General features: G+C 41.3%; 24 protein-coding genes. 21 read left to right on the top strand and 3 right to left on the bottom strand.

The window, feature by feature from the left end:
* Positions 1–62: 62 nt before the first annotated feature.
* The 3 genes from ACXAHI_RS06695 (at position 63) to ACXAHI_RS06685 (ending at position 5888) form a co-directional block, all read left to right on the top strand.
* Positions 63–2705, top strand: coding sequence for a valine--tRNA ligase (locus tag ACXAHI_RS06695; protein WP_474846875.1), 2643 nt, complete (start codon positions 63–65; stop codon positions 2703–2705).
* A gap of 60 nt (positions 2706–2765) precedes the next feature.
* Entirely contained in the window at positions 2766–4067 is a 1302-nt protein-coding gene (locus tag ACXAHI_RS06690; RefSeq protein WP_474846874.1) for a bifunctional folylpolyglutamate synthase/dihydrofolate synthase, read from the top strand.
* A gap of 108 nt (positions 4068–4175) precedes the next feature.
* Positions 4176–5888, top strand: coding sequence for a sensor domain-containing diguanylate cyclase (locus ACXAHI_RS06685; protein ID WP_474846873.1), 1713 nt, complete (start codon positions 4176–4178; stop codon positions 5886–5888).
* 47 nt (positions 5889–5935) lie between these two features.
* Here the strand turns inward: ACXAHI_RS06685 and ACXAHI_RS06680 are convergent, their stop codons facing one another.
* The 3 genes from ACXAHI_RS06680 to ACXAHI_RS06670 are packed head-to-tail and all read right to left on the bottom strand — an operon-like array spanning position 5936 to position 8625.
* On the bottom strand, positions 5936–7723 hold the full coding sequence (locus ACXAHI_RS06680) for a hypothetical protein (RefSeq protein WP_474846872.1): 1788 nt from the start codon (positions 7721–7723) through the stop codon (positions 5936–5938).
* On the bottom strand, positions 7713–8201 hold the full coding sequence (locus ACXAHI_RS06675; protein ID WP_474846870.1) for a PilW family protein: 489 nt from the start codon (positions 8199–8201) through the stop codon (positions 7713–7715). The genes ACXAHI_RS06680 and ACXAHI_RS06675 overlap by 11 nt, the downstream gene beginning before the upstream one ends.
* The gene (locus tag ACXAHI_RS06670; protein WP_474846868.1) at positions 8182–8625 is read right to left on the bottom strand and encodes a type IV pilus modification PilV family protein; all 444 of its coding nucleotides are present in this window, start codon (positions 8623–8625) and stop codon (positions 8182–8184) included. The genes ACXAHI_RS06675 and ACXAHI_RS06670 overlap by 20 nt, the downstream gene beginning before the upstream one ends.
* A gap of 141 nt (positions 8626–8766) precedes the next feature.
* Here ACXAHI_RS06670 and ACXAHI_RS06665 point away from each other — a divergent pair, with 141 nt between their 5' ends.
* The 18 genes from ACXAHI_RS06665 to minC all read left to right on the top strand — a co-directional run bounded on the left by ACXAHI_RS06665 (position 8767) and on the right by minC (position 25886).
* Positions 8767–10095 (top strand): hypothetical protein, encoded by a 1329-nt coding sequence (locus ACXAHI_RS06665; RefSeq protein WP_474846866.1) that lies wholly within the window; start codon positions 8767–8769, stop codon positions 10093–10095.
* Between the two features lie 19 nt (positions 10096–10114).
* Entirely contained in the window at positions 10115–10888 is a 774-nt protein-coding gene (locus ACXAHI_RS06660; RefSeq protein WP_474846864.1) for a PRC-barrel domain-containing protein, read from the top strand.
* Positions 10889–10901: 13 nt separating this feature from the next.
* A complete protein-coding gene (locus ACXAHI_RS06655; protein WP_474846862.1) occupies positions 10902–12296 on the top strand; it encodes a VanW family protein in 1395 nt (464 codons plus the stop codon).
* Positions 12296–13954, top strand: coding sequence for a GspE/PulE family protein (locus ACXAHI_RS06650; protein ID WP_474846860.1), 1659 nt, complete (start codon positions 12296–12298; stop codon positions 13952–13954). Before ACXAHI_RS06655 ends, ACXAHI_RS06650 begins: the two co-directional genes overlap by 1 nt.
* Before the next feature lie 8 nt (positions 13955–13962).
* Positions 13963–14997, top strand: coding sequence for a type IV pilus twitching motility protein PilT (locus ACXAHI_RS06645; protein WP_474846858.1), 1035 nt, complete (start codon positions 13963–13965; stop codon positions 14995–14997).
* Between the two features lie 5 nt (positions 14998–15002).
* On the top strand, positions 15003–16211 hold the full coding sequence (locus ACXAHI_RS06640) for a type II secretion system F family protein (RefSeq protein WP_474846856.1): 1209 nt from the start codon (positions 15003–15005) through the stop codon (positions 16209–16211).
* A 68-nt stretch (positions 16212–16279) separates the two neighbouring features.
* Positions 16280–16744, top strand: a complete 465-nt coding sequence (locus ACXAHI_RS06635; RefSeq protein WP_474846854.1) for a prepilin-type N-terminal cleavage/methylation domain-containing protein — start codon at positions 16280–16282, stop codon at positions 16742–16744.
* A gap of 96 nt (positions 16745–16840) precedes the next feature.
* Positions 16841–17593, top strand: coding sequence for a prepilin peptidase (locus ACXAHI_RS06630; protein ID WP_474846852.1), 753 nt, complete (start codon positions 16841–16843; stop codon positions 17591–17593).
* An 18-nt stretch (positions 17594–17611) separates the two neighbouring features.
* On the top strand, positions 17612–18619 hold the full coding sequence (gene pilM / locus ACXAHI_RS06625) for a type IV pilus biogenesis protein PilM (RefSeq protein ID WP_474846850.1): 1008 nt from the start codon (positions 17612–17614) through the stop codon (positions 18617–18619).
* Positions 18603–19187 carry a hypothetical protein gene (locus ACXAHI_RS06620; RefSeq protein WP_474846848.1) on the top strand — a complete coding sequence of 195 codons (585 nt, stop codon included), beginning with the start codon at positions 18603–18605 and terminating at the stop codon, positions 19185–19187. Before pilM ends, ACXAHI_RS06620 begins: the two co-directional genes overlap by 17 nt.
* Entirely contained in the window at positions 19180–19929 is a 750-nt protein-coding gene (locus ACXAHI_RS06615) for a hypothetical protein (RefSeq protein WP_474846846.1), read from the top strand. The genes ACXAHI_RS06620 and ACXAHI_RS06615 overlap by 8 nt, the downstream gene beginning before the upstream one ends.
* 127 nt (positions 19930–20056) lie before the next feature.
* Positions 20057–21055 (top strand): hypothetical protein, encoded by a 999-nt coding sequence (locus ACXAHI_RS06610; RefSeq protein WP_474846844.1) that lies wholly within the window; start codon positions 20057–20059, stop codon positions 21053–21055.
* Between the two features lie 230 nt (positions 21056–21285).
* On the top strand, positions 21286–21876 hold the full coding sequence (locus ACXAHI_RS06605) for a Maf family protein (protein WP_474846842.1): 591 nt from the start codon (positions 21286–21288) through the stop codon (positions 21874–21876).
* A 22-nt stretch (positions 21877–21898) separates the two neighbouring features.
* The gene (radC, locus tag ACXAHI_RS06600; protein ID WP_474846840.1) at positions 21899–22588 is read left to right on the top strand and encodes a RadC family protein; all 690 of its coding nucleotides are present in this window, start codon (positions 21899–21901) and stop codon (positions 22586–22588) included.
* 101 nt (positions 22589–22689) lie between these two features.
* The gene (locus tag ACXAHI_RS06595) at positions 22690–23730 is read left to right on the top strand and encodes a rod shape-determining protein (RefSeq protein ID WP_270179450.1); all 1041 of its coding nucleotides are present in this window, start codon (positions 22690–22692) and stop codon (positions 23728–23730) included.
* Positions 23731–23749: 19 nt separating this feature from the next.
* Positions 23750–24628 (top strand): rod shape-determining protein MreC, encoded by an 879-nt coding sequence (gene mreC, locus ACXAHI_RS06590; protein WP_474846838.1) that lies wholly within the window; start codon positions 23750–23752, stop codon positions 24626–24628.
* A complete protein-coding gene (gene mreD, locus ACXAHI_RS06585) occupies positions 24625–25146 on the top strand; it encodes a rod shape-determining protein MreD (protein WP_474846836.1) in 522 nt (173 codons plus the stop codon). The genes mreC and mreD overlap by 4 nt, the downstream gene beginning before the upstream one ends.
* A 65-nt stretch (positions 25147–25211) precedes the next feature.
* Complete coding sequence (gene minC, locus ACXAHI_RS06580) at positions 25212–25886, top strand: septum site-determining protein MinC (RefSeq protein ID WP_474848097.1); 675 nt, start codon at positions 25212–25214, stop codon at positions 25884–25886.
* Positions 25887–25901: the final 15 nt, after the last annotated feature.

The raw sequence follows: 25901 nt of genomic DNA, 5'->3' as shown, positions 1-25901 counted from the left end.
CTAAGGATGGGAGAAGTTTTTTTGTTTGCTATCGACTTATTGATTGGAAAGGATGGATGGAAATGGCTAATAAAGAGCTAACGATGCCGACAAAGTATGATCCACAGGCAACTGAGCAGAAATGGTACCCGTATTGGGTAGATGGGAAGTTTTTTGAAGCAACTGGTGATAAGGACAAAACGCCTTACACGATTGTTATTCCACCACCGAACGTAACAGGTAAGCTGCACCTCGGGCATGCATGGGATACAACGCTTCAAGATATCCTCTCTCGTTTTAAACGAATGCAGGGTTATGATGTCCTTTGGTTACCGGGGATGGACCACGCTGGTATTGCCACTCAGGCAAAAGTAGAAGGAAAACTACGCGAAGAGGGAACTTCTCGCTATGATTTAGGAAGAGAAAAATTTCTTGAAAAGTCATGGGAATGGAAAGAAGAATATGCAGACTTTATCAGAAGTCAATGGGCGAAGCTTGGCTTATCTCTTGATTACTCTCGTGAACGTTTCACGCTTGATAACGGTCTTTCAAACGCCGTTCGTGAAGTCTTCGTTAAATTATATGAGAAGGGTCTCATCTACAGAGGCGAATACATTATCAACTGGGATCCTCAGACGAAAACAGCCCTTTCAGATATTGAAGTTATCCATCATGAAGTAACAGGACACTTTTATCACATGCGTTATCCACTCTCAGATGGCTCAGGGCATATCGAAATTGCGACGACGCGTCCAGAAACGATGCTCGGAGATACAGGAATTGCTGTACACCCTGAAGATGAGCGATATAAGCACCTTATTGGTAAGAAGGCGATCCTTCCAATCGTAGGACGAGAGATCGAAATCGTAGCTGATGATTATGTTGATATGGAGTTTGGATCTGGGGCAGTAAAAATTACTCCGGCACATGATCCTAACGACTTTGAAATCGGAAATCGTCATGACTTAGAGCGCGTTCTTGTGATGAACGAAGACGGTACGATGAACGATAATGCTGGTAAATATAAAGGGATGGATCGCTTCGAATGTCGTAAGCAGCTCGTTAAGGACCTTCAAGAAGCAGGCACACTCTTTGAGATTGAAGAGCATGTTCATTCTGTAGGGCACTCTGAGCGAAGCGGGGCAGTTGTAGAACCTTATCTTTCAACGCAATGGTTCGTTAAGATGGGACCTCTTGCAAAACAAGCGATCGATCTTCAGAAATCTGAGGACAAAGTAAACTTCGTACCTGAACGATTTGAGAAGACGTATCTTCATTGGATCGAAAACATTCGTGACTGGTGTATTTCTCGTCAATTGTGGTGGGGGCACCGTATCCCAGCTTGGTACCATAAAGAAACAGGCGAAATCTATGTTGGTGATGAAGCACCAAAAGACATCGAGAACTGGAATCAAGATGAAGACGTTCTTGATACATGGTTTAGTTCAGCGCTATGGCCTTTCTCTACAATGGGATGGCCTGATGAAGAAGCAGAAGACTTCAAGCGCTATTACCCTACGAATGTACTTGTAACGGGTTATGATATCATCTATTTCTGGGTAGCTCGCATGATCTTCCAAGGCATCGAATTTACTGAACAGCGTCCGTTCAACGATGTATTGATTCACGGTCTTGTAAGAGATTCTGAAGGACGAAAGATGAGTAAGTCGCTTGGTAACGGAGTAGATCCGATGGATGTTATCGAGAAGTATGGTGCTGACTCTCTTCGCTACTTCCTTGCAACTGGTTCTTCACCAGGAAATGACCTAAGGTTCTACTGGGAAAAAGTTGAGTCGACTTGGAACTTTGCAAATAAGATTTGGAACGCTTCTCGTTTTGCCCTAATGAATATGGATGGCATGGAATACGATGAGCTCGATCTTACTGGCGAAAAATCAACCGCTGATAAATGGATTTTAACTCGACTGAACGACACGGTTGACCAAGTAACAAGATTGATCAACAACTATGAATTCGGTGAAGTTGGAAGATACCTTTACAACTTTATCTGGGATGATCTATGTGACTGGTATATCGAAATGGCGAAGCTGCCATTGTATGGTGAAGATGAAGCCGCGAAGAAGACGACTCGTTCTGTTTTAGCTTACGTGTTAGATCAAACGATGCGTATGCTTCATCCATTTATGCCTTACCTTACTGAAGAAATTTGGCAGCACCTTCCTCTTAAAGGAGAATCGATCACTGTCGCTAGTTGGCCAGTGAAGCAGGATGCCCTGCACTTCCCAGACGCAGCAGCAGACATGGCTTTACTTACAGAGATCATTCGATCTGTTCGTAACATCCGTGCGGAAATGAACGTTGCACCAAGTAAACCGATCGAATTGCAGATCAAGCCAAAAACGGCTGAAGCTGAAGCGCAGCTTGAGAAGAATAAGCAGTATATCGAACGTTTCTGTAACCCAGAAGCACTAACGATTTCTGCAGACCTACAAGCACCTGACAAGTCGATGACAGCAGTCGTTTCAGGAGCAGAGTTATTCCTACCGTTAGAAGGTTTGATCAACATCGATGAAGAGATCGAGCGTCTTAAAGGCGAGTTGAAAAAGCTTGATTCGGAAGTAGAGCGAGTTCAAAAGAAACTTGCTAACGAGAAGTTCATCAGCAAAGCACCTGAAAAAGTTGTTGATGAAGAGCGTGCGAAAGAGAAGGACTATCTAGAAAGAAGAAGCAATGTCGAAGCACGTATAAACGAATTGAAAAAATAAAGGTATGGCGAATCTCTAAAAAGGAGATTCGCCTTCTTTTGAAGAAAGGTGAGAGAAAGGATGTTCACTACATATGATGAAGCTGTAAGCTGGATTCATAGCTTATTAAATCACGGAATCAAACCTGGGCTCGAACGAATGGAGTGGATGCTTGAACAGTTAGGTCATCCTGAAAGGAGATTGAAGTTTGTTCACGTCGGAGGCACCAACGGTAAAGGCTCAACGGTTACGTACATGAGGCATATCCTGCAGGAATCAGGGTATGAAGTAGGCACGTTTACTTCACCTTACATCGAATCGTTCACAGAACGTATTGCTTTGAACGGAACACCTATTCCAGAACGTGATTTGGTAGAGGTATGTAATCGTGTATATCCGATTGTAGAGGAAACATCGAACACTACACTAGGGTCTCCTACAGAATTTGAAGTAATTACTCTTATAAGTTTAGTTTACTTTGGTAGCGTTTCATATCCTGATATCGTGTTGATGGAAGTTGGACTAGGTGGTCGTTTAGATTCAACAAACGTCATTCACCCGTTAGTATCAGTGATAACGAACGTCGGATTCGATCACATGCATATCCTTGGAAATGACTTGGAACAAATTACGTTTGAGAAAGCGGGAATCATCAAACCAGGAGTCCCTCTTATTACTACTGCTGAGAATGAGCTTGTTCGATCGATACTAGTCGAAACGGCGAAAAAGAAAAGTTCCAAAAGCTATAAATTAGGCGAAGAGTTTAAGGTAAGTGCGATTTCATCTACAGATGAAGGAGAGCACTTCACATTTCATTCTCCATATCGAACGTTAGAGGATATCCAGATTGAGATGAAAGGATCCCATCAGGTAAAGAATGCATCAGCCGCACTGATGACGATGGAATATTTGAGAGTGTTTTATGGCCTTCATATCGAAGAAGAGATGATCAAACAAGGTTTAAGTAAAGCAGCATGGCCAGGAAGGTTCGAGCTTATGCTTAAAAACCCAGACGTCGTGATCGACGGAGCACATAACCCAGAAGGGGTAGCTAGTTTGGCTGAAACGATTAAAACGCGGTATCAAGGTGGTTCAATATACGTAGTGTTTAGTGCGGTGGGTGACAAAGATATCGAATCGATGTTGGAACCCCTCTATCCTATTGTGAAGGATATTACGTTTACGACGTTCGACTTCCCTCGAGCAGTTAGTGCTCGGCAGCTGTATGAAAGGTGTTCGTTTACGAGAAAATCGTATGACGAGAATTGGACCTCAGCGGTACAGGCTATCATGACTAAAGCTGATAAAAACGACCTCGTCTTAATAACAGGATCTCTTTACTTTATTTCAGAAGTGAGAAGTTTTCTAAAAAGTTTGAAATAAATTCAAAATACTAGGACTTTTCCTTCATTTTTTGCTATTATAAACTTACACAATTACAGAATTGGAAAATTATTCTTCAAAAGGACGGAAGATGGAAGGGGGAAGAAATTGAATGCAAGTATGACTGTCAAAGTGTGGATCACTTGGTTAATCTTTTGGCCCACACTAATCTTTGCAACTTATACCTTCTTTCCCCCTGATTTATCAGGAAACGTGTTAGATATATTAGCACTGTTCGCACTCCTTGCAGTTGTCTCCATGATGCCGATCAATGTAAAAGGGATCGACATCTTCTTTATTCAGGGCATATCGCTCACTGTATTTTTAAGATATGGTCTATTCGTAGAAATGATCTTAACTCAACTTTCTATCCTGGTCTTTCTGCTTAATTTGCGAATAACGAAGAAAGAAAGCCATCGTTACCCTGTCAATATGCTCATGTTTATGATGATCTCCCTTATTTCGGGTGGTTTGTTCTATGCCCTTGGTGGGACAGTAGGAGAATTTTCAGGTAATGCGATGTTTCAGGTACTACCTGCATTAGCGTATACGTTCTCTTTAATCTTCGTTAATCAAATCTTGCTTCACTTCTTGAAAGTGTTTGTGTATAAAGAAGCAGACACGACCTTTTTCGGAAAAGATATGGTTTGGGAAGCGATCACAACTGCGGTCACGCTCCCAATTGGCTTCTTGCTTTATATGCTTCATACATATCTTGGTGCAATCGCCATTTTATTCGTAGGTGTGCCATTCATCCTTATCTCTTTAATGTTAAGGTTGTATTACTCTAGTCGAAAAGTAAATGACCTCCTTCATAAAACAAGTGAAATTGGTCAGCAGATTACCCAGCGACTCGATACGGATGACATACTGAACTTATTCCTCGAAAAAACGACTGACATGTTCGAAGTGGATCACGCCTATGTAATGGATGCTGAAAATGTAAGAAGGCTTTCTCTCATCAAGACATACGAGCGGGGAGTAGGGGTTATAGAGGGCCCGGGAGAAAGGTCTCCTCAAGAAGGAATAAGTTCGATCGTTTGGCGAAGTGGTAGAAGTCGCTTGTATAGCAAGCGATCTCAATGGAAGAGTTTAACGACTGGTGTAATACCTCTTTCAACAAACTCCATTATTTCAGTGCCGATGAAGCGAAATAAAAAAGTTGTAGGCATCATTACCCTCACCTCTAATAAAGTACGATCCTATGAAAAGCAGCATATTCTCGTGTTGCAAATTCTAGCGAACTATTTAGCTGTTGCCATCGATAATGCAAAGAACTATGAAGAAACGAAGCGAAAAAGTGAAACGTGTCCGTTAACGAATTTGTACAACTATCGGTTCTTTGAAGAGTTGCTAGATGAAAGGTATCTAGCCTATGAAAAAGATCATAGTCCTTTCTCCATTATCCTTTTAGATATTGATCACTTCAAAAAAGTAAACGATACGTTTGGCCATCATAGTGGAAATGAAGTTTTGTGTGGTCTTGCGGATCGACTTGTCGAAGAAATAGGGAACAGAGGGACGGTGGCACGGTTTGGAGGAGAAGAATTTATCATTCTTCTCGATCATGCTTCACACGAACAAAGCTTTCAGATTGCTGAAGAATTAAGGTTCGTTATCGCCGACCAACCTTTTGAAATTTTTAATGATTTGGAAAATGGGAATCGCCAGGTCATCTACATTACTGCTAGTATTGGCGTCGCTTCTGCTCCAGATCAAGGAGAAGATGGTCAAACACTAATTAGAAACGCAGACCGTGCGATGTACACGGGAGCGAAGCAACAGGGGCGAAATCGTGTGGCAAGCTATGTCGTAGGATAAAAAAAGCCCGCAGCTTCATTTGAAGCTGCGGGCTTTTTGGTTGCTTATCAATCTTTGGAACGATCGATAGGTACTGGTTCATTCACAACTTTGATATACGGTTCCTCCGTCTTTAAATCTGAGTAGGTTTTAATGATATCTGGGTTATATGAGATTTGAAGTCTTGAAGGCTGGTTTTGTTGATAACTTGGGAGTTGGAAGTAACCGTCTCCATATCGAACAAATTGAGTGTTCAAAGGGTTAGTTACCCTCGATTTACCTTTGATCGCATTAAGTACGATTCTCCTCGCTGAAATACCACCATCAATGTGAACATTCGACCCTACACCATACATTTCGAATTCACCTTCTGAATAAAAGAAGCCTCTTATGTTACTTGGTGTGTCTTCATATAAAGAGTTGTTACTGATATGAACATCTCCTTCAGCGAAGACAATTAACGATCCGTCATTACCATTTTGGGTTAATGCCTTCAATGTAGAGTATTTGATGTTTACATCACCTTTAACATAAATAATTGCATTGAATTCAACATCGGCATTATTTATCGATAAGTTATCTTCCACAAAATAAATACCACTAACTTTTAACTTTTCTTTATTCGTACTATTCCAACTGGTATTACCAATAGTTAAGTTACTTCCTATATAAGCTCCGTTTTTTACGGAAGTTGAACTAAAAGAAGATGAATTTCCAGTTAGAATAAGGTCACCTTGTGTACTAAACCGTTTGAATGTATTGTTATCTGAAAAGTATACTTTTGAAAAATCTCTTTTACCTCTTTGGTAATAATAAGGATAGACGTTACTGTTCGGCTTGTTTTCATTACTTATATAAGTAACTTTATTATAGTTCCAAAATGATTCATTGTAAGCAGTGTAAGGAGTTTGGGTAATGAGTTCTCCGTTTATTGTATTATCTTGTAAATCGTATTTAAACAGATCTTTTCTTTCGTTAATATCGATTGGATCTCGAACTGGTTCGCGTTGCTCGATTATGGGATAATTCTCACCTGAAAAAGCATTTTTAGCTTGAACATTTGTATATCTATTATTGTTAAAATCGGAATTGGAATTTATTATATGATCGCTATAATTTGGTTCACTTATAAATTTATAAATTGAGCCGCCTAAGACCATTTTTGCTTTTTTAGGTGGGCCAGTTACACTTTTGATAGTAGGAAGAAAAGTGTCGATCCAATAATCTCGCCCGTAATAGGCGTAGCCCTGATCTGTTGTAATGAGATTACCATCCACGAGTAAATCTCCAGTTATGTCTACAGCACCGTGTAGAAATAAATTCCCTTCACCTTGAACATCGCAGCCTTGAACCCTTGAGCAAAGCTGGTATGCTCCGATTGCATATTTTAAAACTTCAGGGAATGAGTCAGGTCCAATTTCTAGTGTTTTCGTGACTGTTTTCACTTCGTTGTTTACTGTACCTGTACTTTCGACTTCGATTAGACGTCTTAGCACATTAGAAGTAGCTGATACATTCGTGATTTTTGCGGATGATTCACCGGTATCATGGTCCAAGATTGTTGGATCCTTATAATTTCTTACCGTTCGATCGATCAATCTTGTAAAGTCATCTTGCTGTAGTCCACTTGACCCGAGGCCAGCTCTAAGGTCAGCTTGAATTGACTGAACGAGTTCGTCGACTCCTTTCTCTGCTACGAACGTTGCCTGTACATCGTCTTCCCGAAGTTCAGTTCGTTTCGTTCCGTTAACTGTTGCGCTAAGTAGAGATAAACCGAGAACAGTGAAAATCAATGTGACGAGTAATACTAGGACAAGGCTTGACCCACGTTCTTCAAACAATTGTTTAAGGTTCATCTGTTCCCTCCGTAATAAGACCTATTTCGCTTATGAGTGTTAAAGGTTTAGCATGATCAGTCGTTTTATCTTTAATCGTAATCCTGATTTGAAAATTACCTGAAGAGGTTTCTTCAATAGACGACCCAGCTAGATCAAACGAAGAAGCGTTTAAAGCAGTTCCGTTCAATAAGGCGTTCCCATTCTTAAAACCTATCGTAGTGGACTTGTTGATCGTAAGGAGATACGTTTCTTTGTCTGGGTCGAAATTTCTCGATGTAATTTCATTTTCTTTTACTGGGTAGAGCGTATTGATGAATGACGTCATCACGATATCAGCTTCATCACGGAATGCTGCTTCGGCACTGATCTTTTGATATGAATGAAGGCCATTAAACAAAAAAGCATAAATTGCTAGCGAGACGATGGATACAAGAACGAGTGTGATGAGAAGTTCTGGGAGAGTTAGTCCTTTCGTATTACGGAGATATCGCAGCATGTTTAACGTACCCTTCTACTGAAGTTTCGATCGTTGGCTTCTTAGCTAAAGTAACATCGACGCGGACGTCAATTAAATCTATTTCTTGTTCATTTTTATCCTGTGAAACAGAAACATTGATCGCATATTCATGGTTATTTATCTTAACTTGATAGTTTTCACACGATGGTTTTGATCGGTTTATACACTTTTGATAATTGTAAGGACCACCCGTTAGCCCATCAGTTATGTATGTGTCGGGTGATAGCTGAATTCGTTCGAGCGTAGCTCGTGCAAGATTTACAGCTACTAGCTTTTGATTGTTGTAGGAGGATATGGTGTTTGATTGGTTAAAAAAAGACGAAGCTACTAGTACGACAGACGTTAACAGTGTCAGAGAAACCAAAACTTCTATTAACGTAAATCCGTTATCGTTATTAAGCAATTTCCAAATACCCCCAATAAAAGAAATGATTAATTAATCAGAGTAATGTTTCCAATTCTTTAATACTATTATACAATAAACTACATAAATTTCTTTTTAATGTTAGATTTTGATAATATTTTTATTTTAGGAGGTGAGCCAGTGGATTATTTGTTGGCTTTAGTTGGGGGAGGCTTGCTTTTACTACTTTTGATGGTTACACCACTAGGAATCACACGTGCGCAACGTTACGTTGTTGCGGGAATGGGCTCGCTATTAAGTCTACTTCTACTCGTGTTTAAATCGATTTATCCACTTCCAATGGCAATTATACTAGTTATTCTTGTAGCGATGGTCATCATGTATGGCTTATGGAAGAAAGCGCATCATCTGTTGATCTCTTCAGATGGAAATAAAGAAGTATTAGAAGACTACTATAGTCGCTTGGATGTAGTAGAAGAGAAAAATTCTGATACGGAGCTAGTAAACAGTGAGTCAGAAGTTGTCGATGAACAAAGTGATGACCTTTTTCTAGAAGAAATCGATTTTGCTACATCTGAAGATCCTGAGGACATTGAAGGTGCTGACTCAGAGCACGTACTAGAAGAGAGCGAATTACTAGAGGAAGAAAGCTTAGATCAGTCTAATATAGTGGACCGTGACTTAGATGTAGAATCTGATGTATGGCAGGACTTTGAAACAGAAGAAGGTTTTGCAGAGGAGGAGGCACACTCTGCAGTCGAATCATTGGAAAACATAGATGATGAATCAGAGTTACTTATTGATAGTGAAGAAGTAGAAAACGACGAGGAAGTTGAAGAGATTGAAGGTATCGATTTCTCACTTAGACTCGAATCTGCCTTAGGCGATGAGGAGAATGACGCTACATCTGAAAGGCAGCAAGATGGAACAGATCAGAAAGCTTCTGGTGATGATTCTGAAGCTTCAGATAGTGTGCATCTCTTCGAATTCGATTCAGAGGAAGAGGTTGTTGGTGAAGTTGAAGATGAGAAAAACCCTCAAGAAGATGACTTTGAAGGGATAATTAAAACAGAGACTTTTGAAGAGCTTGAAGGCGATGAAGAGTCTTTAGACGGAGCCCTTGAACATGCTCATGCTGAAGAAGAAAGCATTCTAGAATTCAAGGGTTCGGTAAATGGTTTTGAAGAAGCAGATACTGTGGATGAAGATGTGGAAGATCCTTCGGAAGAAATTGCTGGGCAAATCGTAACAATACTACGAGAACAAGCGAGATTTCTTAAAGACAGTGGAAACAAAGAGGGTTATATCGATGTCACGGAACAGCTTCTAAGTTCACATTTAACAGATGATATCTATTTTGCTGTCGCAGCAGAATATAGAGAGTTTCTTATTGAAGAAAACGAATGGATGAAACTAAATAAACTTTTAGACGATATGAAGCAACGATGTGAATACCCAATCTTACTTGAAGAAATAAATTACTTACAATCGTTATACAAACAAAAATGAAACAGGTGTGTGATCAAGGATGAAGAAAAGTAATCAAATCGTAGGACTCCCAATTATTAGTATCGAAAGTGGCTCGGAAATCGGGCATGTTAAATCACTCGTTGTAAATGCTGCTGATAAATCGATCGATTTCTTAACAGTTGACCATCCAGACTGGGACGTTAGTGTAAAAGCTGTACCATTCCGCAAAGTCATTGGAGTTGGAGAGTACGCAGTTATGATCGAAGAAGAGAAGTCGATCTTTGATCTTTCTGAAATCCCAATCGCAAACGAACTGGTTAAGAAAAAAATCAGTATTATTGGAACGAAGATCATCAATAGGAAGGGTCAGTTTCACGGAGAAGTTAGCGAGTATTTAATAGATGACAATACTGGGAGAATCCTCAGTCTCCAGTTCGATTCAAACGAATCAGAACAGTTTTTATCAACAGAGCATGTGATTACGTTAGGAAAAGATCTTGTGATCGTTGCAGAAGAGGCAATCGATCAAATCGTGACAGAGCCTGAAGAACTTCTCGACGGGAAGAAGACGTACTCATCTGAGGATTATTCAATGCAACCTAAAGAAGAGCTTCCAAAGGAAAAGGAAGAGCTGCCTGCTGCAGAGGACAACGGCTTTAAAGAAAAGCAAATCGCAATTCTTGAAGGTAAGAAGTTGCTGAAAGATATCTATACTCCTTCAGGTGAACTCTTGTTTGAAGAAGGCAGCATTCTTACGAGAGGGGAAATTGAAAAAGCGCAGGAAACTGGTGTAGGTGTTGTGGTGGAAATGTCGATGCATGTATCAGGATAGAGGGGCGAAGTAAATGAGTTCTGAAACGAAGAAGGGTTTACTGAAAACTGCCGGTCTAATCGTCTTTTCAACTCTATTTGTTACGTCTTTTTCATTGTTAGGCTCGTTTACTTATGACGCAGCATTAGGAGAAGATACGTTGCCACCGGACGCATTGATCGGTAGTGTGTCAGTGTCAGGGCTAGAACCTCAAGAAGCAAGCGCAAAATTGACCGAATTGACTGAGGAATGGAAAGCATCTCAATTACTCTCTTTACGCTATGACGACCAATCAGTTCCACTTACAGGAGATATTTGGGAATTTCAAATCGATCAGACCGTACAAGAGGTTGCTCAAACGGAATCTAGTGATGTACCCCTTTACGTCTCGATCAACCAAGAGTTGCTGCAATCCAAAATGGAAGAGCTTGCAGTAAATCCCGCGAATTTTAGCATGGAGCTGCTGACGGAAGTGCTAATCGGCTATGCAGCTACACTTGAAAGTGATGACATTCCGATCGATCTATCGAACTATTATTCAGTAACGAGTGAAGTAGAGGAAATTTTCAAAAGTGAAGTGAAAGGCACATCTGAATTAATTCTTGTTCCAAGTCTTGTAGAAGAAATTGGTTCAGTGACGATAAAACCTGAAGAAAACTTTTCAGTACAACAAGTGTTAGCGAATGTAGGTGTGACGGATAAAGCAACTGATAGTCTCAACTTGTTTGCTTCAGCCATTTTTGAAATTATCCTTCATACGAATTTTGAAGTGCTTGAAAGGCATACGACGCTCAACATACCGACCTACGGGGAACCAGGCGTGAATGCGGCTGTGAATGTTTCAAATCGAGACCTTGTTTTTTATAACCCTAATCCTACAAGCTACACGCTTCGGTTCGATTGGGAAACAGATACGCTGATCGCAACATTAACTGGTCCTGCGTTTCCACTGCAGTTTAGACCAAAAGTAGAAGAAGACATTTTATCACCTGACACGATCATTCAATACTCTGCATCTTTAAGTGGCAATAATAAAACGATCGTTGAAGAAGGAGAAAATGGTCTTCTGATTAAAACGTATCGAGAAACGCTTGATCAAGATGATCGTGTTATCAAATCTGAAAAGATACTAGAAGATTTTTATCCTCCTGTACATCGAGTTGAGAACAGAGCATATCCTGAACCTTCTACGCCTTCAGAAACTGACCCTTCTGGTAGCGGAAGTCAGGACGGAAGCGGCGAGCCTAGTAATGGTGAGGAACCTAGTGGTGAGCCTAGCGGCGGTGAACCAAATAGCGAAAATGATAGTGGAAGTGATAACAGCTCAGGGCCATCAGATAACAATGGTTCAGGAGAAAATAGTGGAGAGGAGGATGAAGAAAAGGGTGAAGTAATGAAGGGATTAGAATACAAGAGGGAGGGAGATTGATGAGACAAACAAAGAAAAGACTAGGTGATCTCCTTGTTGATTCCCGCTTCATCACGAGAGAGAAGATCGATGAGGTTCTCTCTCAAAAGCCTAAAGGTATGAAACTAGGTGACGCACTCATCGAACAGGGAATCCTTACAGAGCAGCAGCTCATCGAGGTACTCGAGTTTCAACTTGGCGTCCCACATGTGAGTTTATACAATTATCCGATCGAAACAAATGTGATCGACATCGTTCCAAAAGATATCGTTAAGAAATATAACCTTATCCCATTAAAGATTGAAAACGATAAACTATACGTGGCAATGACAGACCCAATGGACTTCTTCGCGGTAGACGATCTTAGACTTTCCACAGGCTTTTTGATCGAGCGAACGATTGCAACAAAAGATGATATCAACCGAGCGATAAGCAAATATTATGAGATCGACGACTCAATGGATGAATTGTTAAGCGACTTGCCTCGAGCTGAACGAGAGGAAGATCAAATAACTGACGAAGATTCTCCAGTCGTGCGACTAGTAAATCAAATCATCCAGTTCGCAGTACAAAATAGAGCAAGTGATATTCACTTTGATCCACAGGAAACAAAATTGCTCATTCGCTATCGAGTGGATGGTCACCTCCGAACCGAAAGAAGCCTTCCAAAGCATATGCAAAATGTTCTTACTGCCAGGGTAAAGATTATTGCAAACCTCAACATAACGGAATCAAGAGTGCCTCAGGACGGTCGTATCAAAATCAACATCAACCATAAACCGATCGACCTCCGTGTATCCACCTTGCCAACCGTTTATGGAGAAAAGATCGTTCTACGTGTTCTTGATATGAGTAGTACGCTAAATCAATTGGGGAAGCTAGATTTTCATCCAATTAACGAAAAGCGGTTTCGAAAGATGATCGAGCAACCGAATGGCATTATCTTAATCACAGGCCCTACTGGTTCAGGTAAATCATCAACACTATATGCGACATTAAATCATTTGAATCAGGAAGAGACGAATATCATCACTGTTGAAGATCCGGTCGAATATCGGTTAGAAGGAATTAATCAGGTTCAAGTGAACGGTGCCGTTGGGCTGACGTTTGCTAAAGGACTGAGATCGATCTTGAGGCAAGACCCTGACATCGTGATGGTGGGGGAAATTAGAGATGCTGAAACGGCTGAAATCTCCGTTCGAGCATCGCTTACTGGTCACCTCGTATTGAGCACGCTTCATACGAACGATTCGATCGCAACGATTGCAAGATTGATCGATATGGGTGTCGAGCCGTTCCTTGTAGCTGCTTCTCTCTCTGGAATCGTTTCACAGCGTCTCGTTCGACGTGTGTGTAAAGACTGTCTTCAACGTGAAGCAGCAACTGAGCGAGAGAAAGAGATATTCAAAAAAAGAGGCATCACAATCTCAGAGATATCGCGTGGACAGGGCTGTGGAAACTGTAATATGACCGGCTATAAAGGAAGGATCGCTCTTCAAGAGGTGCTCGTGATGGATGATGTCATCCGTAAGAAAATTATGAACAATGAAGACATGAGCAGTATTCGTCAATATGCGATTAAAAAAGGAACAATATTTTTGATCGACGATGGATTATTAAAAGTGAAGCAAGGGTTAACAACAACTGAAGAAATACTACGCGTTGCTTTTAAAGAGTAGGTGATGGTATGAAAGAGCAAATGGATAAGCTATTACGGGCAGCATGTAAGCTAGGGGCCTCCGATGTCCACTTAACGATCGGAGTTCCTCCTATCCTAAGGATTCATGGTGATTTGAAGCGTTATGGAAGTGAACCGCTTGAGCCAAGCACAACTGAAGAGATGGCGAGGCTATTGATACCAAAAGAACAATGGGCAACGTTCAAAGAAAATGGAGATTTAGATTTTTCGTATAGTTTAAAAGGCGTTTCAAGGTTCAGGATCAATGCTTTCCATCAAAGGACAAGCATCAGTCTCGCCATTCGTGTCGTTCCGTCTGTCATTCCTTCTCTAGAGAGCATCCATGCTCCAGAAATTATTAAGAAGCTCTCGCTGAAACCTCAAGGGTTGATCTTAGTAACTGGGCCAACAGGGTCAGGGAAGTCTACGACCCTTGCTTCAGCGATTAACTTCTTAAATCACACTGTTCAAAAGCATGTCATCACACTGGAAGATCCGATCGAATACCTTCATAAGCATCGCAACTGTGTCATTGATCAACGGGAGATCGGGGCTGATGTTAAAAGTTTTGCAAGCGGCCTACGGGCAGCGCTCCGTCAGGACCCTGACGTTGTACTTGTAGGAGAGCTTCGTGACCTTGAAACGATCCAAACAGCAGTAACAGCTGCAGAAACGGGTCACCTTGTGTTTGGTACGCTACATACAAGTAACGCTGGCGCGACGGTGGATCGAATCATCGATGTCTTTCCTCCTAGCCAGCAGCCGCAGATTCGCATTCAGCTCGCTTCGGTGCTCGTCGGGATCATTTCTCAACGGTTGTTTCCGACAGTTGATAAAAAATCTCGAAGGCCTGCTTTTGAAGTGCTTGTAAACAATCCGGCAATCGCGAACTTAATTCGTGATAGCAAAGTTTATCAAATTCCGAATGTATTACAAACTAGCAAATCGACAGGAATGGTAGAGTTATCGAGTTCGATCAGAACCCTGATCAAAAGCGGTGTGATATCAAAAGAAGCTGCTGATCCTTATTTACAGGGGGAATAATGGCTATGAGCCAATTTCAATATGTTGGTAAAACTATGAACGGCAGAGTAAAGAAAGGCAATTTAACAGGTGCATCGAAGCGAGACGTGATCCTGCAGCTAAAAGACAAAGGTATTGCGGTGATGGAGATTCAAGAAGTTGAGCCGTCACTTCTAGCGAAAGACATCACGATCGGAAATCCTGTAAAGCTTAGGGATTTTGTCGTATACCTGCGTCAATTCGCAACCTTGCTACGAGCTGGGGTTTCAATCGTAGACTCAACAGGCATACTAGCTCAGCAAACGGAGAGTAAAGCGTTAAAACACGCGCTTCAAGACGTGGAGATCGAGCTCAGGGGAGGAAACCCATTCTCTCAATCTGCCGCAAAACACAAAAAGGTTTTTCCACCAATGTTTATTAACATGATCTACGCAGGAGAAGTAAGTGGAAGTCTGGATAACGTGCTGGATCGACTTGCGGTGTATTATGAGAAGCAACATAAAACGAGGCAGAAGGTTATTTCTGCAATGACATATCCGGTGATTGTTGGTTTGATAGCAGTCGGAGTAGTCATCTTCTTGTTAGCCTCAGTCGTGCCTTCATTTGCGTCTATGTTGAACGATTTAGGAGGCGAATTGCCTGCCATTACTAAAGTAGTACTCGGCGCCAGTGAATTTGTTCAAGTTTTCTGGTGGTTGTTAATTTTGGTTTTATTGTTAATATTAGGATTTATTTCTATAATTCGTAATAAACCATCTAGTAAGTATTATTTTGATTATGCTATACTTAAAACACCGATATTCGGGAAGATTTTACAGAAAGCGACGATGGCGCAGATGACGCGAACATTAAGCTCGCTATTCTCGAGCTCGGTCCCCATTCTGCAGTCGATTTCGATTGTGGAAAAAGTTGTAGGGAATGAGGTGGTGGTCAGAGTATTGCGTGAATCTAGAACATCGCTTGAACAAGGGAAGCGGTTAACAGAGCCGTTCAAGCAGCACTGGATCTTCCCGCCACTCGTTACGCAAATGATTGCGATTGGAGAAGAATCAGGTTCACTAGACGCGATGCTTGCGAAAGTAGCAGACTTTTATGAAGATGAGGTAGAAAACGCAACAGATCGGTTGAAAGCATTGATTGAACCGCTAATGATTGTGTTTCTAGCAGCGATCGTAGGTGTAATCGTACTGTCTATCATCGTTCCGATGTTTGAGATCTACAACAACGTGGGGTAGAAGAAGGTTACTAGTTTTAGACATCATTGTTCTTATACTTAACTATTATTATTTTAGGGGGAAATTGGATGTTAAAACGCTTTTTGAAAAATGAAAAAGGTTTAACGTTGATCGAGCTTTTAGTTGTTATTGTTATTCTTGGTATTATTGCTGCGATTGCAATACCGGCGATTGGTTCTTTGATCGATAATTCTAAGACAGATGCTCATATTGCAAACGCTGAGCAGATGGCAAGTGCGGCTAGGATGGCAATTGCACAAGACGGAGATGGAACAAAATCATTTACTATGGAAACGCTGATTAGTAAAGGGTACTTAGAAGGTATTCCAGAGTCTCCAGGAAATCAAGGCGAGTACAAAGAAGATTCTTCAAAAGTAGACTATAGTGTTAATTCTTCAACTAATGAACAGGTCTACAAAGTTACGTTAATAGGAACAGAAGGAACCTATATTAATGATGTAGCGGTTTCTGATTTAGACAGAAATAGTGTAAACCTTGATGGAACCACAACTACTCCATCAACTGATGATTAAGTATATTATTCTAGATAACCCTCCCTCGGAGGGTTATCTCCTTATTAAAAACCGATTTTAAGCATTTACTACACTTTTCGATAGAGGATGGAACGTATGGGGGTCGTATTACATAGTTATTTATTCATAGTTGGCCTTGTACTGGGGTCATTTTTTAATGTTGTGGGACTAAGGATACCTGTGAAGCGTTCGATCGTTACTCCTGGGTCGTCATGTGCATCTTGTCAACGCGTGCTCACACCGATCGAGTTAATACCGGTGTTTTCTTATCTTATACAAAAAGGGAGATGCAGAGGCTGTTCAGCTAAGGTTTCTCCACTATATGCCGGTGTTGAACTCACAACGGCATGTCTTTTTACGATCGCACCGCTCCTGGTGGGATGGTCAAAAGAGTTGCTTATCTCATATGGACTCATATCACTCTTGATCATCATCTTTGTTTCGGATCTCACGTACATGCTGATTCCTGATAAAGTGCTGCTTTTCTTTGGCGCTTACTTTATTCTGGCACGAATTTTTGTACCGATGACGCCATGGTACAGTCCTTTTGTAGGTGCTGCGCTTGGTTTCTGTCTATTGCTCCTCATCGCTATCGTGAGTAGAGGTGGGATGGGAGGTGGAGACATCAAGCTTTTCGCCGTACTCGGGCTCGTTTTTGGATATCAAGATCTGTTGATCGTTTTCTTTTTCTCTACCTTATTTGGGACGATTTTAGGAATTGGAGCTATTGCAACGGGTAAGGCGAAGCGAAAGCAGCCTATTCCGTTCGGCCCATCGATCGCGCTCGGTGCTCTACTCACATATTTTTACTCAGACAAAATCATAGATTGGTATATTAGTTTTCTGTAGTGACAGGGGGAAAGATGAATGAACTTTTTGGGATTGAAGCCTCAGACAAAACAAATTAGCCTTGCCCTGTATGATCACGTAATCCGTATGGTTGAGATCAATAAAGGGGACATGTCACTTCGTACGTATTACGAACGGTTCTTACCTGAAGACATTATAAAAAACGGTAAGATCGTAGAACGCGATACGCTGAAAGATATCCTCGTAGAATGTGTGGAAGAGTGGGGAATAAAAAAGAAAAAAGTACAGTTCCTCGTTCCTGATACCTATATGGTGCTTCGAAATGAAAAGATTCCGCTTACTGTCTCAGATGATGAAATAAAGGGACACCTTTACTTAGAAATGGGTTCGAGTATCAAACTTCCATTTAGCGAAGCGGTATTTGATTATGAGCTTGTACGAACAACAGATGAACATAAAGAGATTTTATTGTTTGCTGCACCAGAGAGTATCGTAACTGACATATCAACTCTATTAGAATCAGTATCCCTACGTCCAGAGGCTGCGGATGTGACGGCTCTATCTTTATATCGACTCTATCATCACCATGGACTCATCGATCAATATGAACCTACGCTCGTTATCCATGCAGGCATTCAGTCGATGAACGTTAGCGTTTTCTATAATCATCAACCTGCATTCATACGGCAAATCTTAATGGATACCCCTTATTCGATGTGGGAAGTTCATTCAACTTCAAGGAGATCTGAAAGTTTAAGATGGTCAGGAGAACGTGATGAATTACAGGAAAAAATAGAAGAAAGCATTGCAGAGATCGAGCGAGTCATCAACTTCTACTATTATTCGATGAATAGGAGTGGAAAAACGATACAATCGGTTTTCCTATCAGGCGATTTTCCTGAAATCGATCTTCTTAACTTACGGTTAGAAGAAACGTTAGCGATACCAGTTAAGGGCGAAACGAAAAGTGAAATCAAAGATGAAGATGGACTCGTGTTGCCGATGAAATATTATACCGCTATGGGTCTTGCTTTGAAGGGGTGCAGTGATGCTGATCGAGATTAATTTACTCCCTAAAAAAACAAGAAGATCTTTTTCTTTTATTTATATTCCTATCTCTGTTGCTACGGTATTAGTAATTGCCTTTATTATTTTGCTAGTCAACGCGAATCAATTGAAGAATGAGCAAGCTGAGCTGGAACAAAAGCTTGAGCGTTCGAACGAGCTCTTAACTGTTATGCAAGGGAACGATTCTGAAATCGTTAGCTCTGCGGATACGTTACAACAGTATGTTACTTGGCTAGATTCGATTGAGTTTTCAACGGTAAAACTGTTAGATGATCTAGTAGCTAGACTTCCTGAACGTGGATTTTTCATGGAATATGCTTTTGATGGTGATGAAACTGTGACAGTGACCGTTCAATTCGATCAGATGAAGGAAGTTTCTCAATACTTAAATGCTTTGAACGAATCTGTTAATGTGACGTCAGCGAGTGTTCTTACCGTGCAAACGGCTCAGTTAACCGAAGAAACGGAAGAAGACAGCAGAATTTTACCGAGGTACGTAACGGATTATGAAATCGTTATTAACAAAGAAAACCTAAGAGCGGAAAAGGAGGAGACCGATGGATAATCGTACGCGAAATCTCTTAACATTAGTCGGTCTACTGATCCTGGTTCTCGGTGTAACGATGTTTTACTTCTATAGTGTTTCCCCTAAAAAGCAAGAAGTGAACAGGTTGGAAAGACAGGTTGAACAGAACGAAGAACTTATCGAACTTCTTCAGGCGAAAGAAGAACAAAAGGTCGATGCGTTCGACACGACGCTCTTACAGCGTAAAGTTCCCGTTAAACCGTTGGTCGATCAATTTATACTCGACTTGAATCGCGCCGAGCTTGTATCAAAAAGCAGCATCCATCAACTGGACTTTGTTGATGATGTACTGAACACTGAAGAATTTTCGGAGGAAGATGAAGAGGAAGCTACTGAAGAAAGCACAGAAGAAGCGGATGTTCTAGAGGAACCAGCTGTAGCTCTCCCAGAAGGTATTCAAGCGGTAGACGTAAGTATGGAGATGACTTCTGACAACTACCCTTCTTTAAGAAAATTTCTTCTCTCGATCGAAGAATTGCCTCGAATGGCACTTATTAGCGGACTAACGTTTTCTGGAAAATCCGAATCGGTTCTTCCTGCAGATGAAGAGAACTTAGATGTCGCCTATATTGCGAATGTCGCAACCTTTTACATCCCTACATTAACTGATCTTGCCGAACAAACGCCTTCCATCGATTATCCTGAGCCTTCCGATAAAGATAATCCATTGTATGAAACGGTTGAAGAGGAAGAAGATGAGAAAGAATCTGCTTCAGAATAAAAGAATGATCTAGCTGCCGAACTGGCGGCTCTTTTTTATGCTTTGAAACAAATCTAGTAACTCCTGTTCTAGCAAATCTCCCCATTTCATAGACTATAGTACAAGCCGCTAATGAGGGGGTAACGATATGAAAGATGGTAGGACCATTTCGATTCGTTTTAATGGTGAGAACAAGGATTGCAATCCTGAACTGCATAAAGAAGAAAGCGCAGCTGCTGAGGAGAAGGAATTTGAGTGGATTCTTCCTGAGCGAAGAGATTCGAAAAAGGTGGTCGACTTAAAGAAGCTTCAGCTTCAAAAAAAGAAACCTAGCGAGAAAAAACAAAAGCATATGCTGCCACTACGAAGGAAAAAGAAGAAGCAAAGGATAGCCTCAAAACCTATGGTCATCCACAAAAATGTCATGATTTCAGTTGCCTCAGCAGTATTCCTAGGTGTGATGTTCGGGTTCATCTTATTGATGGTGTTCTCAGGAAATGAGAATGCTGCACCGGTAAGTGGAAGTGCGACAGAGGTATCTCCTAAAGCGGCAAATGTAAATACAGAAGAGCTGTCATTAAATCTTAAAGTTGTTCAGTCAGGCGTTTACAGTACAGAAGAATCTGCGCTAGAATTCCAGCAGAGACTTAAGGATAATGGCTTTCCGGCAGCAATTATTAATAGTGATAACTATTATTTACTGATCGGCGTATCTCAAACGACGGAAGGTCAGAACGCACTCGCTGGTTATTTTGAAAACAAAGGAGAGGACGTTTACGCAAAAGAATGGAGCATCAATGCGGATGACATAAATGTATCAGAGGAAGGTGCTTCTCATTTAAAAGAAGGAAAAGAATTTATTGAACAGCTGGTAGTTATGGATCTAAATGGTTTAACTGATGAAGAGCTAACGGATGAGATGCTTAAGAACGCAGACGGCAGGTTAACCGAATGGAGTGAGAAGACCCCAGACATAGACGGGTGGACAAAAGGAGGAGGAGAGGAGCTAGTCACCTCATTGAACGGTGCTCTTAATGAGATGAAGGCGTACACCTCTAATGAAACGATCTCGTCTCTTTGGTTAGCACAGCAGCATTTACTAGATGCACTCGTGTCATATCAGGAGTTGGTTGATAGCCTTAAATAAGCATGTGTTTGCGGAGTAAAGGATTTAAATGTAGGATAAAGGGGTAGCTAATCATATAAAATTAATGATATTGGAAATAAAATGCTTTCTTATGCACATACAATGACGGAAACACACGAAAATTGTAAAGGAACGTCAAATTTTAAATTGTGGAAAGAAAAGGGATTTGATAAGCTGTTATCAAGCCCTTTTCCCACTTGTGAATCATTTACAAAAAAAGGGTGGTATACATGAAGCACCTCGTATTAGCCTCAGGGTCTCCGCGAAGAAAAGAACTTCTTGAGCAAATGAACCTCACTTTTGATATAATCGTAAGTCGCTTTGAAGAGCACATCTCACTTTCTGTTACACCAGCTGAACTCGTAGAACAACTTGCTTATGGCAAAGCGAGTGAAGTGTTTAACAGAACCCAGGATGCAGTCGTATTAGGATCTGATACAGTCGTCACACTTGATGGTGATGTGTTGGTAAAGCCGGATAACCGCGAGCATGCGAGGCAGATGCTTACGGCTCTTTCAGGCCGTACACACACGGTTTATTCAGGTGTGTCAATCTTATCAGAAGGTCAGCAGTCCAGCTTTTCTGTTGCGACTGACGTTACGTTCTGGACATTAACGGATAGTGAGATCACTCAGTACCTTGATACTGACGAGCCTTACGATAAAGCGGGAGCTTATGGGATTCAGGGCTTCGGTGCCGCCTTTGTTAAATGCATTCAAGGAGACTATTATAGCGTGGTTGGGCTTCCTATTTCTAGAACGCTGCGTGAACTCGCGGCTTTTGGAATTGTTCCAGAGATTCAGCATAAGTCAGACAGATAGATGAATCCAGGGAGGAAGCGTGTTGTTAAAAACACCACTATTAATTCGTGACTACCCAGAAGACGAACGCCCGAGGGAGCGTCTGATGAAGGGTGGTTCAGAGGTATTATCAAATCAGGAACTCCTTGCTATTATCCTTAGAACAGGTACGAAGCAGGAGTCTGTCCTTGAATTATCTCATCGCATCATCCAACATTTCGAGGGGTTGCGCCTTTTGAAGGATGCGAGCATTGAGGAATTGACTTCTTTAAACGGTGTAGGACCTGCAAAAGCGGTTCAGCTTATGGCTGCAATCGAGCTTGGAAGGCGTGTAAGTCGTCTGCAGCAAGAGGAACGCTACACAGTACGCTCACCTGAAGATGGTGCGAACTACGTGATGGAAGATATGCGATTTTTATCACAAGAGCATTTTGTTTGCCTTTATTTAAATACGAAGAACCAAGTTTTACATAGAAAAACAGTCTTCGTTGGCAGCTTGAATGCTTCGATCGTTCATCCGAGGGAAGTGTTTAGAGAAGCGTTTCGTCGATCAGCTGCATCGCTCATCTGTTTTCATAATCATCCGAGCGGTGATCCGACACCTAGTCGTGAAGATATCGAGGTCACGAAAAGGCTAGCTGAGTGTGGAAAGATGATTGGCATCGATGTGCTCGATCATATTATTATTGGGGATCAAAAGTTTATTAGTTTAAAAGAAAAAGGGTATGTGTAAAACATCTCGTTATGACACGTTTTCCCACTACCGTTTTCAATACTGATGCAGTATAATCATATTTATGAGTTTTGCTTGAACTGAAGGGAGATTTAACATAAATGTTTGGTGGATTTTCAAGAGATATGGGTATAGATTTAGGTACAGCGAATACGCTGGCTTATGTGAAAGGCAAGGGAGTAGTTGTACGTGAGCCGTCTGTAGTAGCGCTTCGTACGGATACAGGTTCAATCGAAGCTGTCGGTAATGATGCAAAGAATATGATCGGACGTACGCCTGGAAATATCGTAGCCCTAAGACCGATGAAGGACGGCGTTATCGCAGATTTTGAAACAACAGCGACGATGCTTAAATATTTTATTAAACAAGCTCAGAAGAATCGTTCTGTGTTTGCACGTAAACCAAATGTGATGGTATGCGTACCTTCTGGAATCACAGCGGTTGAAAAGCGTGCAGTTGAAGATGCGACTCGTCAAGCGGGAGCACGCGAGCCGTACACGATTGAAGAACCATTCGCAGCGGCGATCGGTGCTGATCTTCCTGTGTGGGAACCTACAGGAAGCATGGTCGTAGATATCGGTGGAGGAACAACAGAAGTTGCGATTATTTCTCTTGGTGGGATCGTTACGAGCGAATCGATCCGCATCGCTGGAGATGAGATGGACGAGTCCATCATCCAATACATCAAAAAGACGTATAACCTTATGATCGGTGAGAGAACTGCAGAGCAATTGAAACTTGAAATCGGGTCTGCTGGCTCAACAGAGGGAATCGAAGCGATGGATATCCGTGGACGTGACCTTGTGACAGGTTTACCTAAAACGATCAGCGTTTCAGCAGAAGAGGTTTCTGGGGCACTTAACGATACGGTCAACAGCATCATCGAAGCTGTAAAAGTAACCCTTGAAAAAACGCCGCCAGAGCTTGCAGCTGACATTATGGATCGTGGCATCGTTCTGACAGGTGGAGGCGCATTGCTTCGAAACCTTGATCAGGTGATCAGTGATGAAACGAAGATGCCTGTCATCGTAGCTGAAAACCCACTAGAGTGTGTAGCGATCGGAACGGGTCGTGCACTTGAAAATATTCATCTGTTCAAATCAAGAGCTGGGATTACGTCCCGATCCTCAAAACAGAAGTAGTTAGAAGGTGTTGTAAGGCATGCCGCAATTTTTTTCCAATAAAAGACTAATTGTTCTACTTGTCAGTATTATCGTTCTTGTGGCACTTATCGGTACCTCAATGAAAGAAAGAGATGCTTTGACGATACCAGAACAATTCTTCAAAGATTCAGTTGGTTGGCTTCAATCAGTCTTCTATAAACCCGCTAATTCAGTAGCGGGTTTATTTGAGAGTGTTGGAGAAATGAAAGATATGTATGAAGAAAACAAACTCTTGAAATCTAGATTGAATGAATTTGTTGCACTTTCTGAAGAGCTGAAAGAAGTAAAGCAGGAAAATGCTGAGCTCAAAAATGAGTTGAATATCGATCCCGCAACTGGCATATCTAACTATCAAACATTCCATGCGAATATGATCGCGCGTTCACCAGATCGGTGGAATGATTTATTGACGATCGATAAGGGTAAGCAAGATGGTGTAGAAGCGAATATGGCTGTGACAACACCAAAGGGCTTGATCGGAAAAATTAAAAATGTACAGCCGTTTTCTTCGACTGTTCAGCTTGTAAGTGATGTGGACCGAACAAACCGAATCGCTGCGATGACGCAGGAAGATAAGAATGTATTCGGTACGATCGAAGGGTTTGACTCCGAAAAAGACATGTTGATCTTTGCAAAGATTCCGGTCGATACAAAAGTGAAAAAGGGCCAAACTGTGATCACTGCAGGAAATGGTGGTATCTTCCCAAGAGGAATCGTGATCGGTGAAATCATGGATGTAGAAACGGATAACGTAGGAACAACTCAGACTGCTTACGTTAAACCTGCAGCTGATTTGTACGATATCAACAACGTGATGGTCATCGACAGAGGAGCACAAACGGTTACGCCTTCATCTGAAGAAGGTGATGAAGAATGAAGCAGCTTCTTCTATCTGGAACGCTCTTCGTTCTTTTCCTCATTGAGGGGACCGTATTTCAAGTCTTTGCACCAGAGCAGTATGATTTAGCGTTTCAGCTGATCCCGAGGTTTGTAACAGTTGTTGTGCTTTTGGTAGGTATGTATTTATCTCCTATGTTCGGAGTAATCTTTGGAGTGATCTTCGGATTACTACATGATTTGATTTACACTGATCTTGTCGGTGTGTATATGTTTGGAATTGCAGTCAGCGCATACATAATTGGATATCTTGCGAAGGTGTTCCAACTAAATTGGTTTATTTCGCTTGTACTTGTTTTACTAGGCTTTACTATGTTGGAGTTCTATGTTTATGAACTGTTTTCGTTAATTAACATTACGAACCTTTCATTTAACTCTTTCATCCATGACCGTTATTTGCCCTCTTTGATCTTGAATGGTATTTTTATGCTCATTGTTTACTTTCCTGTGAAGCGTTTGCTGGAAGAATTGTCGGAAAGCCGTAGACAAGAAAATTAGGCCGAAAAGAGGATTTTCCTCTAGCTACGTTGAAATATTCTATGTTGAGGTGAATGAAATTGGCTATGGCACAAAAACAATCACAGCATTATGTCACGATAAAAGGTACGAAAGATGGCTTGAATTTAATATTAGATGATTCTTGCGCCTTTCGTGATGTCATAAATGATCTTGATGACAAACTTTCCGCACGTCATATACAACAAACGGAAGGACATACGATCACTGTTACCATCAAAGTAGGAAATCGATATTTGACGGATGAACAGGAAGAAACGCTACGAGATCTTATTCAATCCAAACAAAATCTTGAAGTTGATCGAATCGATTCCAATGTTATTTCTCGTGATGAGGCGGAAGAAGAAAGGAAGCGGACGACTGTTAAGTCCGTCGCAAGAACTGTCCGTTCAGGCCAAATTTTAGAAGTAGAAGGAGATTTACTTTTAATAGGAGATGTTAATCCGGGCGGTACTGTGATGGCTGGGGGTAATATCTTCGTAATTGGAACACTACGAGGAATCGCTCATGCTGGAGCTTACGGCAATACGGATTCAGTTATCACGGCGTCTTTATTAAAACCTTCCCAACTACGAATAGCAGATTTAATTAGCAGACCACCTGATCAATCAGGCATTACAGATGCAGAAGCAGAATGCGCATACATTAAAGAGGGTACTGAAATTAGCGTAGATCGCGTTCAAATACTAACTAAAATTAGACCGAATTTGACAAGGTTGTAGACAGAAAGGGGAATG

This window comes from Anaerobacillus sp. ABD4_527, assembly GCF_056160805.1.
The sequence above is the reverse complement of the archived record's forward strand: the minus strand, read 5'-3'. Positions and strand labels throughout refer to the sequence as shown.

Coding starts and splice junctions, on each gene's coding strand:
- ACXAHI_RS06610 (WP_474846844.1), top strand. CDS start 20,057: ATGAAAGATGGTAGGACCATTTCGATTCGTTTTAATGGTGAGAACAAG.
- ACXAHI_RS06605 (WP_474846842.1), top strand. CDS start 21,286: ATGAAGCACCTCGTATTAGCCTCAGGGTCTCCGCGAAGAAAAGAACTT.
- mreC (WP_474846838.1), top strand. CDS start 23,750: ATGCCGCAATTTTTTTCCAATAAAAGACTAATTGTTCTACTTGTCAGT.
- ACXAHI_RS06695 (WP_474846875.1), top strand. CDS start 63: ATGGCTAATAAAGAGCTAACGATGCCGACAAAGTATGATCCACAGGCA.
- ACXAHI_RS06615 (WP_474846846.1), top strand. CDS start 19,180: ATGGATAATCGTACGCGAAATCTCTTAACATTAGTCGGTCTACTGATC.
- ACXAHI_RS06655 (WP_474846862.1), top strand. CDS start 10,902: ATGAGTTCTGAAACGAAGAAGGGTTTACTGAAAACTGCCGGTCTAATC.
- mreD (WP_474846836.1), top strand. CDS start 24,625: ATGAAGCAGCTTCTTCTATCTGGAACGCTCTTCGTTCTTTTCCTCATT.
- ACXAHI_RS06595 (WP_270179450.1), top strand. CDS start 22,690: ATGTTTGGTGGATTTTCAAGAGATATGGGTATAGATTTAGGTACAGCG.
- pilM (WP_474846850.1), top strand. CDS start 17,612: ATGAACTTTTTGGGATTGAAGCCTCAGACAAAACAAATTAGCCTTGCC.
- ACXAHI_RS06640 (WP_474846856.1), top strand. CDS start 15,003: ATGAGCCAATTTCAATATGTTGGTAAAACTATGAACGGCAGAGTAAAG.
- ACXAHI_RS06635 (WP_474846854.1), top strand. CDS start 16,280: ATGTTAAAACGCTTTTTGAAAAATGAAAAAGGTTTAACGTTGATCGAG.
- ACXAHI_RS06630 (WP_474846852.1), top strand. CDS start 16,841: ATGGGGGTCGTATTACATAGTTATTTATTCATAGTTGGCCTTGTACTG.
- ACXAHI_RS06690 (WP_474846874.1), top strand. CDS start 2,766: ATGTTCACTACATATGATGAAGCTGTAAGCTGGATTCATAGCTTATTA.
- ACXAHI_RS06620 (WP_474846848.1), top strand. CDS start 18,603: ATGCTGATCGAGATTAATTTACTCCCTAAAAAAACAAGAAGATCTTTT.
- ACXAHI_RS06645 (WP_474846858.1), top strand. CDS start 13,963: ATGAAAGAGCAAATGGATAAGCTATTACGGGCAGCATGTAAGCTAGGG.
- ACXAHI_RS06680 (WP_474846872.1), bottom strand. CDS start 7,723: ATGAACCTTAAACAATTGTTTGAAGAACGTGGGTCAAGCCTTGTCCTA.
- ACXAHI_RS06660 (WP_474846864.1), top strand. CDS start 10,115: ATGAAGAAAAGTAATCAAATCGTAGGACTCCCAATTATTAGTATCGAA.
- minC (WP_474848097.1), top strand. CDS start 25,212: ATGGCACAAAAACAATCACAGCATTATGTCACGATAAAAGGTACGAAA.
- ACXAHI_RS06650 (WP_474846860.1), top strand. CDS start 12,296: ATGAGACAAACAAAGAAAAGACTAGGTGATCTCCTTGTTGATTCCCGC.
- ACXAHI_RS06675 (WP_474846870.1), bottom strand. CDS start 8,201: ATGCTGCGATATCTCCGTAATACGAAAGGACTAACTCTCCCAGAACTT.